We start from the raw sequence: 16,111 nt of genomic DNA, 5'->3' as shown, positions 1-16,111 counted from the left end.
CTACGCATGCGGCGAGAGCAGGACCCGGCACAGATAGAGCCGGCGCTGAATCAGGGCGCGTGCCAACCGGAACTTCGAGGAGGCGTTCATATACTCCCATTGGTCCGGAGCCAACCATTGCAGGAACAGCGGCAGCCTGGCCGGGACCTGCGCGGCATCCTGTTCGGAAAAATATCCCAGCCGGCGACCGAGTTGATAGGTCCGGAGCAAAATCAAATTCCGCTCGCGCTCGGTCAGGATGTCATCGTACCCATAGGCCTTCGCCATATCGGACACGACCTCCGCGGGTGTCTCCACGCCTTTCAGGCTGGAATTGATCGGCAGCGATTTGGTATGCCGACCTCCCAGGACCGTTTGGACCGTCGGCTCTTCGGGAGGCGCGACGCCCAGCCAGGAACAGATATCCGTGACCGTGCGGGTCGGCGAATCGCAGATATCCTCATAGCGAACGAGATAATGCCGGGTCGGCTCCGTTGTAAGGCCCTGCAACGTGAACTCCGCATGGGGAATCCAGCGGGACTCCAGTTGCAACCGGAGAATGTCGCCGCCCTGAAACCAGAACGGCTTTTGCTTCAAGACCATGTCCGTGCGCTTGAGCGAGCTGTAATTGGAATAGGGATGCCGCATGATATGAATACATTTCATGCCGGGAAACATGGCCTGGTAGCGGGAAAGATTCGAGACTTCGATCGACTTGAACATCAGCAGCGGCGGCGTCGGCAATGTCCGCTGGTCGTAACAGAGACGGATCGCGTCCAGATAGGATTCCAGGTCGTGCTTCGCATCGCCGGTGATATGCGCCATGATGCGCTCGAGTGGAACGCCGTCGGGAGTAATGGGCTGTACCAGCTTATCCAGATAGGTCTGCTTGAGCTCATCCAGCTGATCGGCTACCCAGGCTCGAAACAACTGCCGCTGCCGTTGTTCGAACGTCCCATCCGCCTGCCCAGACAGGTGCGACGCGCAGGAGGCCAACGTCCGCTTCACGGCGCTTCTCAGCGAACGCGGCGCGAAACTGCGCAAATAGTTCAGTTCGATCGGGTAGATCCACAGGCCCGGACTGCCGTCCAGCAGCCGCATGAGGAGCGACGACCCGTTGCGACCGGCGCCGAAAATACCAACCAGCACGGATGCCCTCCTACCGGACGCGCTCGATGTGAGCCAACCGGTTGACCGACTTGACGAGGCGGAACGATTGTTGCGCCACGATTTCGTCCAGCAACTTTCCGACCGATTCCGAATGCGTGTGAAAAACAGCTTCATCGCAGGCATCATCGAAGAGGACCGCGCCGCCGACTTTCACGCGCCGGCCGAAACGTTCGAAATCATTCTTCACACCCTCGTAACTGTGGTCGCCGTCGATGAACACGAGGTCGACTTCGCCGGTCTCGACTTCGATCGTCCGTGAATCGCCGACCAGCAACGTGACGGACAAACCAAATCTCGCGCAGATATCGCGAATCTCATCGTCGAACGTTCGGTTAGTACCCCGCTGGTGCAAACGCGCTTCCTTTTCGCCGAGATCAATCGACCAGAACTCGCCCTGTCCGTTCATGGCTGCGGCAATCGTCAGGGTGGAGCCTCCCTTATATCGCCCGATTTCAATGACCTTGTGCGGTTTCAAGCGACGGACCAACCCGAACAGGTACGCGGTCTGCCGGACGGTCATCGCGATCACCCCATGATCGAGCGAGGTGCTGGCGAACAGGCCGGAGAGGTCTTCGAATTGCAACGGAGCGGAGGGAGACAAGTCGAACGGCATCGTATCCAGGGATGGGGTCCGGTTCAGCTTCGGACCGAGGGCCTCCAGCAACAGTTGCGGATTTCGCTCCGCTAATTGCTTGGCAAACGCCGTACATAGGAACTCCGGTAACAAGGTAACAAGGCCTTCTCCGATTCGAGAAGCAATCGCGTTCTTCACGGTCCCCTCTTAATCTAACTCGCGCGGCGAGTCGTTGCTGGTTCTCCAAGTGCGCATACGCCCGTCAGTGAGCGGCATTCCCTCTAGCCACGGCAGAGGCCGAACGGGATCGGTCCACCATGTCCTGTACAAGATCAAACATTTTCGGAACGACCACATCCGATCGATAATAGGTCTCGAACGTTCGCTGCCCCCCCTGCCCGATTCGTCTTCGAAGCGCCTCATCGTCCACTGCCGAGACAATCAACTCCGCCAGTTCGTCGGGCGTCTTCCCCAACAAAGCATTGGCCCCGTGCTCGATTTCAGGCATCGCCAGGCTGCTGTTCTCATGCATGACGACACAGGTGCCGAGGGCCCAGGCGAGCAGAATTCTGGTATTGCCCACCAGAAAGTCGGCGTTCACATTCGTGAGCACCAGGAAAGCGGACGACGATCGGAACTCCTCATTGATGTCCTCCACCCACCCGCGAATCTTGACCCGGGGATCGTTGAGCGCGGCGGCCGAGGCAGCCGACGGAGTGCCTTTCCCCAGCAAATGGATTTCAAACGGGCGATCTTTGAATCGGGCCGCAAGTCGGGGCAAGAGTTCCCGCCCCAGGTACGTCAGGGCGAAGGTATTGCCGGTCGCGCCGAGATTGCCGACACTACCGATGATTTTGATCGGGCGCGGCTGCGAATCAGGCTTCAACGCAGGCCTCGACGCCGGTTCGACGACCGGCCACATGTTTTGCAAATAGATCGAATGCGGATGCCCGTGAGCCCGATAAAACTCCGCATCCAATACTGAATTGTTGGCTGTAACCTCGCAGGCATTCATCATGCTGATATTGAGCTGCTTTCGCCGTTCATTCCGCACCCCCTCGAACCACAACCACAGACGATCCCCCATCGAAGCCGTCGGGAGCCCGAACAAGTCGGGATGTCGGAGTCGCGCCTGCATCGGTAAATGGTCCGGGTTTCCGTAATACACGAACTTCGGAACGCCTGAAATGTGATAGGTCGCAGCCAACGCCTCCCAACTCCAAATACTCAGAATGGCATCCGCACCGGACTCACGCACCCGTCGTTCCACCATGCTCCCGAGACCGGAGGCGGGAAACAGGCGGCGCAAGGTCAACGAGGTGAACAACCGTCCAAGCCGCGACACCAGCCCCCGTTTAGAGGACACATCCGCCACATCCTCGACATACAGCATGGGGCAGACCACAACGCCGGGAACCTTCACCTCGCGAAGCGTCTGTTCGGCTTGCTGCGCGGCCTTGCTTCCGCGAGGGTCCCGGAAGATCACTTGGAGACATACCGAATGTCCGAGTTGCTGTGCCTTCGCCACCACTTCATGCCCCACGACCTCGATCGCTTCACCGCCGGAATGAGGCGCATTGGACAACAGGACAAAAATCTTCATTGAATGCGCCGGCCGGGGCTCGGGAACTGATCCTGCCCGGTCGGAAACCGTACCGGCGTCCAGCGTTGCTGGTCGTGGGCCAGCCGTATGGCGTCCATGGCAAGCTGCCCACGCCAGCCGTCTTCAAATGAGGGGGCCGCTGAGATTCCGGACCGAATGGCACCAGCGAAACGCTCGGCAACGCGACCGACCAGCAGGGTCCGTCCGTCGGTCACTCCTTCACCGGTAATCGACGCGACCGGGATCTCCCGCAATGCCCCGGTCGCCATATCCGACCGATACAGCCTGGTGCCGATGACGGTGTCGGCCAGGTTGGCATTTCCAACGATCAACGCCCCGCGCTCCCCGTAAATCGTGAGCCAGTGTCCGCGGCCTCCGGGTGTCGCATTCGACACCGTGATCGATACGGGAATGTCGCCTTCCAGCAGCAGCATCGCGTCCAACGTATCCGCCGCGACGGGACGATCCCTGGGAACGGATTGCGCTGGTCCCCCCCTGGTGCTCAGACGGGCGGCCACGCTCCGGACGGGGCCGACCAACCATTGAAGGTAATCGACGACATGCGCTCCAAACGCAAACAACACGCCCCCTCCGTAAGACGGATCAAACTGCCACGACCAGGCACTGTTTCCGGCGGCGCGCCCCCGGACCGTCCATTCGACGGTCACTCTGATGATCCGCCCGATCTCGTGGCCATCGAGCAACTCCTTCAGTCGAACCCGCTCCGGCGCCGTCCGAAACATATAGTCGACCATGCAGACCCTGTCGCTCGCGCGAGCCATCTCCCACATCCGCGCGGCCTGGCCGGCATCGACGCCGAACGGCTTTTCGCACAACACATGTTTGCCTGCCCGCAACGCCGCCGTCACCACATCGAAATGAGCCGACGGTGGAACGGCGACGACGACCGCCTCAACCTTCTCATCGTCGATCAGCCGCTGCCACGAATCATGGACGGTTGGAATGCCCAATGCCTGCCCCGCCAGCACCGCTTTCTGACGATCCTGCCCGGCAATCGCCATCACCTCGACGGCTGGAATGGTTTGAAATGCAGGCCCATGGACCTTCGCGCCGAACCCGGTCCCGATGATCCCAACGCTGAGTTTCGCCATGCGACGCTCCGGGCCCCGGCGCTACCAGTCGAGAATGACGGGATCGGGCAACGGCATGATAAACTTCGACCGCAATCCCTTGCTGCGCAATTTACGAGGGATCGTCTCGCCCAGATGCCACGCCAATACCAGCGCGTACTCCGGTTGATCTTCAAAGAGACGCTTCTCATCCACCACCGGCACGTGCGTGCCCGGCGTAAACAATCCCACCTTGAGTGATGTCGCCTGCTCGGCCGTGTAATCCAGATAGTCCGGACCGATACCGCAATAGTTCATCACCGTGCTCGACCGGCCTGGAGATCCGATACCGGCAATCCGATGCCCCTTCATCTTCAAATCCGACAACAGGTGCATGAGTTTCCATTTGGATTGCCTGACCCGTTGAGCGAAGGTGGTGTACAAGGCAGTCTCGTAGAGACCATAGGCCTCCTCCTGCTTCACCAGCTCTTGCAGCCGGCCGCTGGGATTTTTCTCGGTCCCTTTCACGGCATAGACCCGAATGGATCCGCCATGATTCGGAATACGCTCGGCATCGACCACGCTGAAGCCGAACCGTTTCATCATATCCTGCATCGGCTTGATCGAATAGAAGCGCAGGTGCTCGTGGTAGATCGTGTCATATTGCAACGTGTCGATCAGATCAAGCAGATAGTGCGACTCGGAAATGAACGTGCCCCGATCCCCCAGCAACGCATGAATACCCCGGAGGCAGGGACCGAGGTTGGCCACATGCGCAAAGACGTTGGCGGCCGTAATCAGCGATGCCGGCCCTTCCTTCTGTAAAATATCCCGCGCGACGTCTTCGCTGAAAAACGCCTGCCGAGTCGGAATCCCTTTCGAATTGGCAATCTTCGCGATGCCCGTCGGCTCCACGCCCAACACGCGCATCCCTCTCGCCTTGAACCCCTCCAAAATCGTGCCGTCGTTCGACCCGATGTCGATGACCAGACTGCCGGGCTGCAGGCCCAAGGTCTCGATGACCTTCCCGGCCATCGCATCAAAATTACTTTTGAGCGCGCCGGTAATTCCGGTCATGTAGGGATACCCCTCGTAGAACAACTCCGCAGGATCGACCGCATAGTCGATCTGAACCAGCCCGCATCGTTCGCAACGCAGGAGATGCAACGGATAAAACGGCTCGGGCTGAGTCAATTGCGCCGGACGCACCAATGAATCGCAGGGTGGATGGTGGCCGAAATCCATGATCGAGAGGAGCGGCTGATGCCCGCAATTCTGGCAATGGGTGAAATGGCCGCTGACCATTCCTGCCGGCTCGTCACTGACGAGCTGAGCGGACGTGCGCGCCGTGCCGCCGTCCTGCTGCGAAGAACCAGTTGACCTCTCACCTGCCATTGCCGTCTCCTTTCAAAGGTTGTCTCGCATGCATCGCTGCGGCCGCTATCGCGGCCGGGTTGCACCAAGGCCGGCGACACACCGGCGTTCCATGCGACTCATTTCGGCGCCGACCAGAGTCGCGCCACGGCCTGCCACGACCAGAGGGGCGCCGTCTTGATCCACAGCACCGTCATGACAGCCGCTGCCATCATCATTTTTGCCGAAACCGGCAGCCCCACCCGATAAGTCACCACATACACGGCAAGCACGGCGCCCATACTCCAGAGCGCGCCCGTCTCAAGCCCATAGGGACACCCGAACCGGCGCGCCAGGAAAAACCGCATCCCATGCAGCGCCAAGGCGCCAAAGACCGCTGCGCTCGTCGCCCCGATGACACCGAACAGCCAGGTGGCAGCCACGACGAGCCCCATCGTTCCCAGGCCCATCAGCACGGAGGACCAGGAGAGGAGGACACTCTGGCGGACCGTCAACAGATATTGGGTGTAAGGTATCGCCATGCTGTGCACACACATGAGCAGGAACCAGATCGGCACGAGTTCCGCCGCCCGATCGAATTTCCCATGCGTCAGGAGATGGATCACCTCGGCAGAAAACAGCGTGACCAGCATGCCGCCTGCCGCCACACAGAGGTACCACAGCGACACAGTCTCTTCAACTTGTCGCTGCGACTGGCGAGGATTTCCCGCAAATAACTCCAGGAACGTGGGCGTCATGGTCCGTGAATAGGCTTTTGTCACCGTGACGAACATCCCGCGATAACTTTGTGAATGGGCATAGATGCCCAACGTCGAGAGATCCAGCCATCGTTGAATAACAAAGCGATCCATGCTGTTGGCCACCACGTCCATCAGACTGAACGGAATCGCCGGTAGGCCGCTTTGCACAATCTGTTTGCTCCAATGCAGGCTGGGCCGCAGAGAGACCCGGCGCGCTGCATAACGACACCCGTGCAGGACGGAGGCAAGGCCCGCAGCAATAGGTGCGAGAAACATGGCCAGGACTCCGATCTTCATCACCGAGAGGCCTACTAACGTCGTGGTCGCCCCTGCCGCCCACTGCAACGATTCATTCATCGCATGGCTGACAGGCGCCCGTTCGATCACCATCAGCGGACTGAGCGTCCCCCACAAGGTCCCGGCCAGCAACCCCAGCAGCATCAACCCGAAATACTGCTGATACTCGGGGCGATAGTCTCGAATCAACTGCGGCAACACCAGCGGAGAGAGCAGCCAGAACACCACCACCCACACGGTTTTCATCCCCAGATTGGCCAACAGCAGGTTGAACAGCAGTTCTTTTCGGCCGGACTCCGGCGTCGCGTGCCAATGGGTCGAGAGCACCCAGTTGTCACCGGTCGAGGCAAGCGGCGTCACCAGCATGGCAAGGGCGGTGAGAATGGCGACGGTGCCAAGATCAGCCGGGTCGAGGTAATACGTCGTGATCGGAACCATGACGCCGACCCCTATCACGGTTTGGAGCAGCGTCGGGAGCAGAAACCACAGGAAGCTCCTATCCACCACCGGCGGACCCTTTGAGGCGGAGTCGACGAGGACCGCCACGGTCAGAGATTGCCACGGTTGACGACCTCCAGGATACGTCCGACCGATACAGACGGAGATTCACGACTTGTATCCACGACGATGTCGGCCTGGAGCGGCTCTTCATAGGGATCGGACACGCCGGTGAACTGCTGAATTTCGCCCCGCAACGCCTTCGCGTACATGCCTTTGACGTCACGCCGGATGCATTCCTCAACCCCGCAGCGCACCCACACCTCGATAAACGATCCCGGCCCTCCTACCTTTTCAATCATCGCGCGCACTTCATTCCGGACGGCTCGAAAGGGTGACACTGCGGCTACGATGCTGCAGACCCCGTGCTTGGTCAACACCTGGCAAACCCACCCGATCCGCAGGATGTTCGTATCCCGATCGGCGCGGGAGAATCCAAGCCCTTTGGAAAGATGGGTGCGGACGACATCGCCATCCAACACTTCCACATTGCTCAGGCCCTGCGCCAACAGGCTTCGAAAGAGCATATTGGCCAGGGTCGTCTTACCCGCACAGGGCAACCCCGTCAGCCAGATGGTCAACGCCTTCTTCAACTTAGATCCCACCCTCCAAATGCAACTTCATGTCGGACGTGACTCCAGGGAGGCGATCGTGAACACTCCTTCAACCGGAAGCGAGCCCTCCCAACTCCAGCGAAGAAAAAGAGTCCGCCGCGCCCTGCCGTATTGCTCCGCCACATTCCCCTCGTCGAGGCGTGGGGCGATGGCCACAGGCGTTCCATTCGCGGACAACCGCGGACCGTCCAGCCAGAACCGCTGCCTGGGGGTCACCACCGACCATCCGTTTTCCGCAGGCTGCAATGAACAATGAGGCGCAAAGGTCAACGTCCATTCAAGACGATGCGGGTGAGAATCGCTCACGGGACTGAACAGATGATCCGTGACGCGCCACGACCCGTTCAGCCAGTCGGCTCGCAACTCACGCCGGTGCCTCACCGGGTGGGAGAACCGTTCATATCCATCGTGGTCCGCCGCGGCCTGTTCCACCGGTCCACCGATGTCCCATTGAATACGATGCAGCCGGCTATCCGGGTGCAAACAAAAGAACTTCCCGGGAATGAGACGGTTCTGCTCCTCCTGATCCACCCTAACGGTTGAGTGGTAGAGGGTGCTGCGAAATCGATTATAGGATTGCGGGTCGGAAGTATAGAGAAAACAACCCGAATCCACAAGAATATCTTCCCCCCCAAGGTGCATCTCCACTGCGAGCAGGTCATTGTGCTTGTGCGTTCCAACGCCCCTCGATCCAGGCGGATTGCAATTGAGCAAGGCATAGTCGGCTCGCCCGCGCAGTATATAGAGCCCTGCCTCCGGAAAGGCTCGGCTCTCGCTCTGCGCCGAGCCCTGCGCCCTCCCCCACGCGGCACAGCGGAGACCACCGAACCACAACCCTTCGACCCACGAGGGGCCGGCCGCGACCCACCAGTCCGGACGATCGAACAACACCGCGCCGACGGCGAGCAGGTGGCGGTGATCCCGGACATCGGCCTGCCCGTACCCGGTCAGAATATGCAGGCGACCGTTATCGGCGTCTCCGATCTGCGGTGCCAGACCATTGGGCTTGGTATAGCCCCGGACAAACTCACACATCTTCTCCAACCGATCATGAAAGGTCGGCGGCAACTCCACCCCATGGCAACGGCACAACACGGCCGACGACAGAAACATTTCCGTCACCAAGCGGTGATAGGACAGACTCGACTCATAGTGCGCGCCGTCGGCGAGCACCTGCCGATCCATCTCACGCACCAATTCCCGAACCGCAAACGTCTTCCATTCCTCTGCGTCGCGGACTTCCTTCAAGCAAAGTCCGAGATAGAGTAATCCCACAAGATCAGCCAGGTAGTGATTGGTCGTCACGCCGTCGTCGCGGACTTCGAGATTGCCCATGAGGAACCGGCCGTGCGCCACCAGCGACGCGAGGACCTCCGTCAGCCACGCCTCTGTCATGAGCGGCGACTCCGCCAACAAGACGAGCGACCACAACCAGTTGACGGCGCGGATCGCGACGTCCATGGGACAGGCCCAGTTGACCCCATGCGCGGTCGGATTCGCGTCGATCCAGCTGGTCATTTGGGCCAAACATTCCCTTGCGTACTTTTGATCTCCGCTCAGGAGGGCGGTCTGCGCCAGCAGCACAAGGTGGTGAGCACGTGACAATTCCCATGGCACCTTGATATCGACGCCGACTTCATGGCCATGGGCCACGTCGAGAAAGCACTGATCGGGATTCCAGCGGTAACCGGACTTGAAATCCCGATGCCAGTCGATCGTCGTTCCCAATGACACGGGGCCGGAACCCAGGAGGTCGAACACATGCCCGCATATCCGGTCGGCCGATTCGACAGTTGCCTCCAGCACACCCGGTGCCTGCTGTTCATAGAGCGCGCGAATCGCCGCCACACTCTCCGGTGAAACCGGGAGACGCTGCGTCAGGGAGCCACGTATTCGCCCCACCACAGCGGAGAGGTCTCCGGGAGTGACGCCGAATGCGGCTGCCAGTTCCCCTCGCGAGACCCGGTAGGGCTGACGCGAAACGTGCGCGCGCTGTCGTCTGACGCGCAAAGGGCGAAGGGCCTTGCAGATGCCCATGCGCACCGTTGCAAGCAGTCCGATATGGTGCACTTTCGACCGGAGACGGGCCGCAAAATCGAGCGGCGCCTCGCTACCCATGGGAGTCACTCCAAACGATGCTCTCGGCAGGGAGGAGGAGACGGCGGAAGGAACCCGACTGGCTGGTACGCCACCCGACTTCTGGCAAGCTGCGGACACACTCGATGGTTGCGCCATAGGCTACGATCAACTCATGCGCCGTGGAGGCAGAACAATAACCCGCAGGATGCGCAAAAAGGCCGTCCGGCAAGGCCGCGGCAAGCGAAGAGGCGAATCGCACACTCATACCCGCCCACCCCGAGCTTGCCAAGACAGGCTCTTGTCCCGTGGCCGTACGGTGAGCCTCTGAGGTTCACGACGCGCGGAATAACGCGCGTCACGTTTGTGAACGCCGCCGAGACGTGAGGCGGCGGTGTCTTGCGAGAACGCCGCTGGCGGACTTTTTCCGCATCCTGCTAATTTGAGCGCATTAGGCAAGATACGCCTTCCACCACAGCGCCAGATTAAAGAGATACCAGCTGCGAGGATCGCGCTGCCGGCAAACCAGATCCAGCACCGCGGCCTTGTCCAGGATATCGGTGCGGTCGCAAAAATCGGCGAGTGTGTCCTGCATCAACGTACCCAGGCGGCCCTGCATCCATTCCTGCACCGGCACGCCAAACCCCTGCTTCGGCCGATCGATGATCGCGTCCGGAATCACCCCGCGCACCGCCTGTTTGAGCAGCGTCTTGACGACGCCCCCTCTGGTCTTGACCGCCTCGGGAACACTCATGGCCAATTCCACGAACTCATGATCGAGAAACGGCACCCGCGCTTCCAGACTCGCCCCCATACTCATCTTGTCGACGCGCATCAGCAATAACTCGGGTAGTCTGAAATTGAGATCGAGATAGCTCATCCATTGCAGCGGGCCCTGCTCCCAGGCCTTGGCGCGGAACCGTTCATGGATCGGCCGGATGGCTTCCCAGGACGTCAGGTGTCGAAATCGTCGCTGCAAGCGCGGCGAGAGCAGACGTTGCTTCAAGGCCTCCGGAAACGCTTCGGCGCCGCCCCAGAACACGGGTTGATGGAGGATCCCGCGTCGCAGCCGTTCGTAGTGAATGCTCTCACCATACCCGCACCATTGCAATCCGTGAAGGCCGAGACGTTTGAGCACCGCCGGCACCGGCCAATGGTTCCATTCCTCGAGCATCTTGGATGTTTTCCAGGAGGGATAGCCCCAGAATAGCTCATCGGCGCCCTCCCCGACCTGACAGACGATCACGCCATGCCGGCGGGCCAGTTCAGACACATAAAAAACCGGGACACAGACGGGATCGGCAATCGGCTCATCCTGCAGTGCGACCATGCGCGGCAAGAACGCAATGAGATCATCGAGGGACAGCAACCGTTCGTGATGGTCCGCACCGACCTGCTCCGCCATGAACCGGGCGTGACTCAGTTCATTGCGATAGCTCGGATAATCACCGTCATAACCGATCGTAAATGTCCTGACGCGTTGCGTGTCTCCTTGCGAGAACAGGGCCGCATTGGTGCTGGAATCGACGCCCCCGGATAGAAACACGCCGACCGGCACATCACTCACCTTGCGAAGCGCAACCGACTCCCGCAATTTCTCCAGAACCCGAGCGGCAATGGCCCCATCCGTCTCCCTCAGCAGGGGGGACGTGTGATCCCACACATCCCAATACCGACGTTCTTCCATCGTCCCATCGGCACGCACGCGAAGCCAGGTCCCGCCGGGAAGTTTCTTAATGCCGTCGAACAGGGTTTGCGGAGCCGGCGTCGTGAGAAATGACAGATAGTGAAAGAGCGATTCCTCGTGCAGCGCCCGCGGCTGCTCCGGATCCTGCAGCAAAGCCTTGATCTCGGAGGCGAAGACCAGCCGGCCGTGGTGCAGGCTGTAATACAGCGGCTTCACGCCGATACGGTCGCGAATCAACCACAATTCCTGCCGCCGCACATCCCAGAGCGCGATCGCAAACATGCCCCGGAATTTGTCTACGCAGTCGATGCCCCACGTCTCGAACGCATGCAGAATCACTTCGGTATCCGAATGGTCCGTCCGCCAGCGATGCCCCCCCAGCGCCTCCAATTCACGCCGGATCTCTACATGGTTGTAAATCTCCCCGTTGAACGCCACCCAGAGGGTTTCATCTTCATTCGCCATCGGCTGACGGGCCGCCTCGCTCAAGTCGATGATCGAGAGCCGGCGATGCCCCAGACCGATCCGTCCGTGCGAGTCGATCCACAGTCCGGCGCCGTCGGGACCCCGATGGGCCAGACTGTCCCTCATCCGCATCAAATAGGGTTCTGAAATACGGAATGAACCGGGGGAGAGGACCAACGCTCCGACTACACCACACATGAAGAGAAGTTCCTACGATCGACGACTGTGGCGGGCGGTTCTTGGGTGCAGAACGGACGTGAGGAGATCTTGGCGCCGACACCGGCACTCAACGGGGCCGCCCGCATGACCGCTCCTGCCGACCTACGCACCGATAGACCGGCTGATGCTGCCGCCCGTCATGACGCACCTGCCCGAGACTCGCCCAGCTGCTGACGGTACCAGCGATAGGTCCGGCGCAAGCCGTCCGCCAATGACGTCGCCGGCTTCCATCCCAGTGCGGCGATACGGCTGGAATCCATCAACTTCCGCGGCATGCCGTCCGGCTTGGCACGGTCCCACTGCATGTCCCCTCGATACCCCACCACCTCGGCGACCAGCGCGGCCAGTTCTGCGATCGCAATGTCCTGCCCGGCCCCGACATTCATGATCATCGCATCGGAATAGCGATCCATCAGGAACAGGCAGGCATCCGCGCAGTCGTCCACGTGGAGAAACTCACGCCGCGGAGCCCCGGTGCCCCACAGGGTGGGAGGGGTGCCCTGCTCACGCGCCTCATGGAAGCGCCGCAGCAATGCCGCCAGGACGTGCGCCGTCTGAAGATCGAAATTATCGTTCGGGCCATACAAGTTCGTAGGCATGGCGGCAATGAAATCGCACCCATACTGCCGTCGATACGCCTGGCACATCTTGATGCCTGCGATCTTGGCCACGGCATACCACTCGTTAGTGGGCTCCAACGGACCGGTCAGGAGGTACTCCTCCTTCATCGGTTGAGGAGAATCTCTCGGGTAGATACAGGATGAGCCCAGCAGCAGCAATTTCCTGACGCCGTGAACATAGGCCTGATGGATGACATTGGTCTGAATCGCCAAATTGTCATAGATGAATTCGGCGGGGAATGTGCTGTTGGCGAGAATCCCCCCCACCTTTGCCGCGGCAAGATACACGTAGTCGGGCTTGGTCTCTGCAAAAAATTCGGCGACGCGCCTGTTATCGCGTAAATCTAATTCCTTGCTGGTCCTGAGAAGTAGATTGTCATATCCCCGGGCCTCGAGCGCCCGCACAATCGCCGATCCCACCATCCCCCGGTGCCCGGCCACATAAATGCGCGCGTGTGTGTCGATCACCTAGGCCCCCTTCGATGCGGTGCCCTGCAACTTCAGCCGTTCGGCTTCCATATCCGCATCCACCATCATGATCGCCAGTCGGTGAAAATCGACCGTCGGTTTCCACCCGAGCTTCCTCTGCGCCTTCGCCGGATCGCCGATGAGCAGATCGACTTCGGTGGGGCGGTAATACCGCGGATCGATCTTCACATACCGCTGCCAGTCCAACCCCAGATGGCCGAAGGCCACATCGAGAAACTCGCGGACAGTATGAGTTTCACCGGTCGCCACGACATAGTCGTCCGGCTCATCCTGCTGTAGCATGAGCCACATCGCTTCGACATAGTCTCCGGCATATCCCCAATCCCGTTTGGCATCCAAGTTGCCGAGAAACAAGTCCTGCTGCAGACCCAGTTTGATCCGCGCTGCCGCCTTCGTGATCTTCCGCGTCACGAATGTTTCGCCACGGCGCGGCGATTCATGATTGAAGAGGATGCCGTTGCAGGCGAACAAGCCGTAGGCCTCACGATAATTGACCGTGATCCAGTGGGCATAGACCTTCGCCGCGCCGTAGGGACTACGGGGGTAAAAGGGCGTAGTTTCCCGCTGCGGCACTTCCTGCACCTTGCCGTACATTTCACTCGATGAGGCCTGATAAAACTTGGGACGCAGCCCCGATTCACGAATCGCTTCCAACAGCCGAACCGTTCCCAGGCCCGTGATTTCCGCAGTGTATTCGGGAATGTCGAAACTGACCCTGACATGACTCTGCGCCCCGAGATTGTAGATTTCATCGGGTTGCACAGTGCGGATGATTTTATTCAATGAGCTCGCATCGTTGAGGTCTCCATAGACCAGATGCAGCTTGGCCCCTGAGGTATGCGGATCCTGATAAATGCCGTCGATCCGCGCCGTGTTGAAGGAACTGGACCGGCGAATGATCCCATACACATCGTATCCCTTGGCCAGAAGAAATTCGGCCAGATACGAACCATCCTGGCCGGTAATCCCGGTGATCAATGCATTCATTGAGCAGGCACTCCGATCGCTCTTCCCAGCCTGATGAACGGAAACATCACTATCCAGCCCTCCGGTGACACAGAACAACGATCCCACTTGTGATCGATCTGCGACGCGGTGTCAAGCTACAGCACAGGTCCACACCGACGCCATGGACGTGAGCCGACACGCCGCCTATGCAGACGGCTGCTGCTGCGAAATGGCCGCATCCTGATCGCTGCCCGGCTGCCGACCGGATCCCACCCCTTGCCAGGCCGACCCTGTCACGGTGATGCCGACCGCCGCCAGCAGCCAGAATATGTGCGCCAGGCTGCCCATAAACATATAGTCGAAGAGATTGCGCACGGCGAAGCCGATGACGGCCAACCCGATACCCGCAGCCAGCACCGACCACCTGTCGTTCCATGCCGCCCGCCAGGGAATCGGAATGAGCCGGCGCAGGAGAGCGACAAAGATCCAGACAAAGCTGAGCAGCGCGGGAAGGCCGCTCCCCAGCGCAACCATGAGAAAGGTATTGTGCATGGCCGGAATAATGCGCGTCCCTTCAGACACCTGTGCCTGTGCCTCCGACGAGTATTCAGGGAATTTTTTCACAAACGAATTATTCCCGTACCCGATTCCGACTACGGGATGCGTCGCCACCTGCCGCAACCCGATGGCCCACACCGTCAACCGGGTGTCCACTGTGCTGGCGGCCACCGTATCGCGCTGAAATCCGGCCTGCGACGCAACCAGCAGACCCGCGCCCGCTACCGCGAGGATTCCCAGCACCCATAAAACCAGACGCCGGCCCCCCACCATCGTTGCAAATGCGAGACCCTGAGCTGCATGACCAAGCCATCCGCCACGCGTATAGGAAAACAGCTGCGCGCCCCCCATCAGCGCAAGCGCTAAGACCTGTGCCGCCCGAAACCAGACCAGGCGACCCAGGACGACGAGGCTGCCGGCCACGGGAATCGTCATCACCATGTAGGTACTGAGCCAGTTATAATCCGACCCGAACGCATGGGCCCGGATGTACCGATCTCTCCACGTGCCGCCCCGATCGACGAAATCAACCAACGCATAGGCGGCAAGCGCCGCGCCGGTGAGAGCCAGCGCCCAGAGAATCTGTTGCGGCAAGTTCTCCCGTCGACAGCGATCCAATACGAGCAAAGACCAATAGAAGACCCCGGCCTGCGCTACGAACTTTTTCCATTCGGCAAAGCTGTATGCGGAGTCGGTCGCGAAGGGCACGGTGCAGAGCACCCAGATCATGAAGAGCCACAGGGGAAGATCCAGCGGATTTTTGATCCAGGGACTCACCCGCTCGATCGCACACATCCCCAGCGAAAGCACGACCAGCACGATGACGGCATGTTCCTGATGGCGAAACAGCATCGGGAAAAAACTCGAGCAGGCGACCGCGATCATCACATACCCTTGGAATGCCCAGAAGAGTGCATGGCCGGAAACGGATCGCGCGTCCGTGTGAACTGACCGGAGAGCGGAGTCGACTGGCGGCGACGTCACAACATTCATTCCATCAGAGTCGCATGTCACAGAAAGAGGCACAACGAACTGTATCCATACTCCACCCTCTCAGGCCGGACGCGCAGACGGCTCATGCCCAAGAGCACCCGCTCTCAGCTTCCAATGGCTTCGGATCAGCATGTCGG

12 protein-coding genes are annotated in these 16,111 nt (G+C 60.1%); all 12 read right to left on the bottom strand.

Going from position 1 to position 16,111, the window contains the following annotated elements; all coding sequences use genetic code 11:
- Complete coding sequence (locus H8K11_04845; protein ID MCS6263064.1) at window positions 1-1,128, bottom strand: sulfotransferase; 1,128 nt, start codon at window positions 1,126-1,128, stop codon at window positions 1-3.
- A gap of 10 nt (window positions 1,129-1,138) precedes the next feature.
- Window positions 1,139-1,921 carry a class I SAM-dependent methyltransferase gene (locus tag H8K11_04840; protein ID MCS6263063.1) on the bottom strand — a complete coding sequence of 261 codons (783 nt, stop codon included), beginning with the start codon at window positions 1,919-1,921 and terminating at the stop codon, window positions 1,139-1,141.
- 64 nt (window positions 1,922-1,985) lie between these two features.
- Window positions 1,986-3,326, bottom strand: coding sequence for a glycosyltransferase (locus H8K11_04835; GenBank protein ID MCS6263062.1), 1,341 nt, complete (start codon window positions 3,324-3,326; stop codon window positions 1,986-1,988).
- Entirely contained in the window at window positions 3,323-4,438 is a 1,116-nt protein-coding gene (locus H8K11_04830; protein ID MCS6263061.1) for a Gfo/Idh/MocA family oxidoreductase, read from the bottom strand. Before H8K11_04830 ends, H8K11_04835 begins: the two co-directional genes overlap by 4 nt.
- Before the next feature lie 21 nt (window positions 4,439-4,459).
- Entirely contained in the window at window positions 4,460-5,701 is a 1,242-nt protein-coding gene (locus tag H8K11_04825; protein MCS6263060.1) for a class I SAM-dependent methyltransferase, read from the bottom strand.
- A gap of 188 nt (window positions 5,702-5,889) precedes the next feature.
- Window positions 5,890-7,311: an oligosaccharide flippase family protein gene (locus tag H8K11_04820; GenBank protein ID MCS6263059.1), complete on the bottom strand. Its 1,422-nt coding sequence runs from the start codon at window positions 7,309-7,311 to the stop codon at window positions 5,890-5,892.
- 44 nt (window positions 7,312-7,355) lie between these two features.
- The gene (gene cysC / locus H8K11_04815) at window positions 7,356-7,898 is read right to left on the bottom strand and encodes an adenylyl-sulfate kinase (protein ID MCS6263058.1); all 543 of its coding nucleotides are present in this window, start codon (window positions 7,896-7,898) and stop codon (window positions 7,356-7,358) included.
- A 27-nt stretch (window positions 7,899-7,925) separates the two neighbouring features.
- Window positions 7,926-10,037, bottom strand: a complete 2,112-nt coding sequence (locus tag H8K11_04810) for an alginate lyase family protein (protein MCS6263057.1) — start codon at window positions 10,035-10,037, stop codon at window positions 7,926-7,928.
- Window positions 10,038-10,446: 409 nt separating this feature from the next.
- Window positions 10,447-12,345 carry an asparagine synthase (glutamine-hydrolyzing) gene (gene asnB, locus H8K11_04805; protein ID MCS6263056.1) on the bottom strand — a complete coding sequence of 633 codons (1,899 nt, stop codon included), beginning with the start codon at window positions 12,343-12,345 and terminating at the stop codon, window positions 10,447-10,449.
- A gap of 158 nt (window positions 12,346-12,503) precedes the next feature.
- Window positions 12,504-13,451, bottom strand: coding sequence for a GDP-L-fucose synthase (locus H8K11_04800; protein MCS6263055.1), 948 nt, complete (start codon window positions 13,449-13,451; stop codon window positions 12,504-12,506).
- Window positions 13,452-13,454: 3 nt separating this feature from the next.
- A complete protein-coding gene (gmd, locus tag H8K11_04795) occupies window positions 13,455-14,462 on the bottom strand; it encodes a GDP-mannose 4,6-dehydratase (GenBank protein ID MCS6263054.1) in 1,008 nt (335 codons plus the stop codon).
- Window positions 14,463-14,627: 165 nt separating this feature from the next.
- Window positions 14,628-15,866 carry an O-antigen ligase family protein gene (locus H8K11_04790; protein MCS6263053.1) on the bottom strand — a complete coding sequence of 413 codons (1,239 nt, stop codon included), beginning with the start codon at window positions 15,864-15,866 and terminating at the stop codon, window positions 14,628-14,630.
- Window positions 15,867-16,111: the final 245 nt, after the last annotated feature.

This window comes from Nitrospira sp., assembly GCA_024998565.1.
GTDB lineage: Bacteria > Nitrospirota > Nitrospiria > Nitrospirales > Nitrospiraceae > Nitrospira_A.
Note: the sequence above shows the minus strand (reverse complement) of the source record. Positions and strands in the feature narration are given on the sequence as shown.

Bases quoted from the DNA above. Each gene is read 5' to 3' on its own strand.
- H8K11_04835 (MCS6263062.1), bottom strand. From the start codon at position 3,326: ATGAAGATTTTTGTCCTGTTGTCCAATGCGCCTCATTCCGGCGGTGAA.
- H8K11_04830 (MCS6263061.1), bottom strand. From the start codon at position 4,438: ATGGCGAAACTCAGCGTTGGGATCATCGGGACCGGGTTCGGCGCGAAG.
- H8K11_04825 (MCS6263060.1), bottom strand. From the start codon at position 5,701: ATGGTCAGCGGCCATTTCACCCATTGCCAGAATTGCGGGCATCAGCCG.
- H8K11_04810 (MCS6263057.1), bottom strand. From the start codon at position 10,037: ATGGGTAGCGAGGCGCCGCTCGATTTTGCGGCCCGTCTCCGGTCGAAA.
- asnB (MCS6263056.1), bottom strand. From the start codon at position 12,345: ATGTGTGGTGTAGTCGGAGCGTTGGTCCTCTCCCCCGGTTCATTCCGT.
- gmd (MCS6263054.1), bottom strand. From the start codon at position 14,462: ATGAATGCATTGATCACCGGGATTACCGGCCAGGATGGTTCGTATCTG.
- H8K11_04790 (MCS6263053.1), bottom strand. From the start codon at position 15,866: ATGATCGCGGTCGCCTGCTCGAGTTTTTTCCCGATGCTGTTTCGCCAT.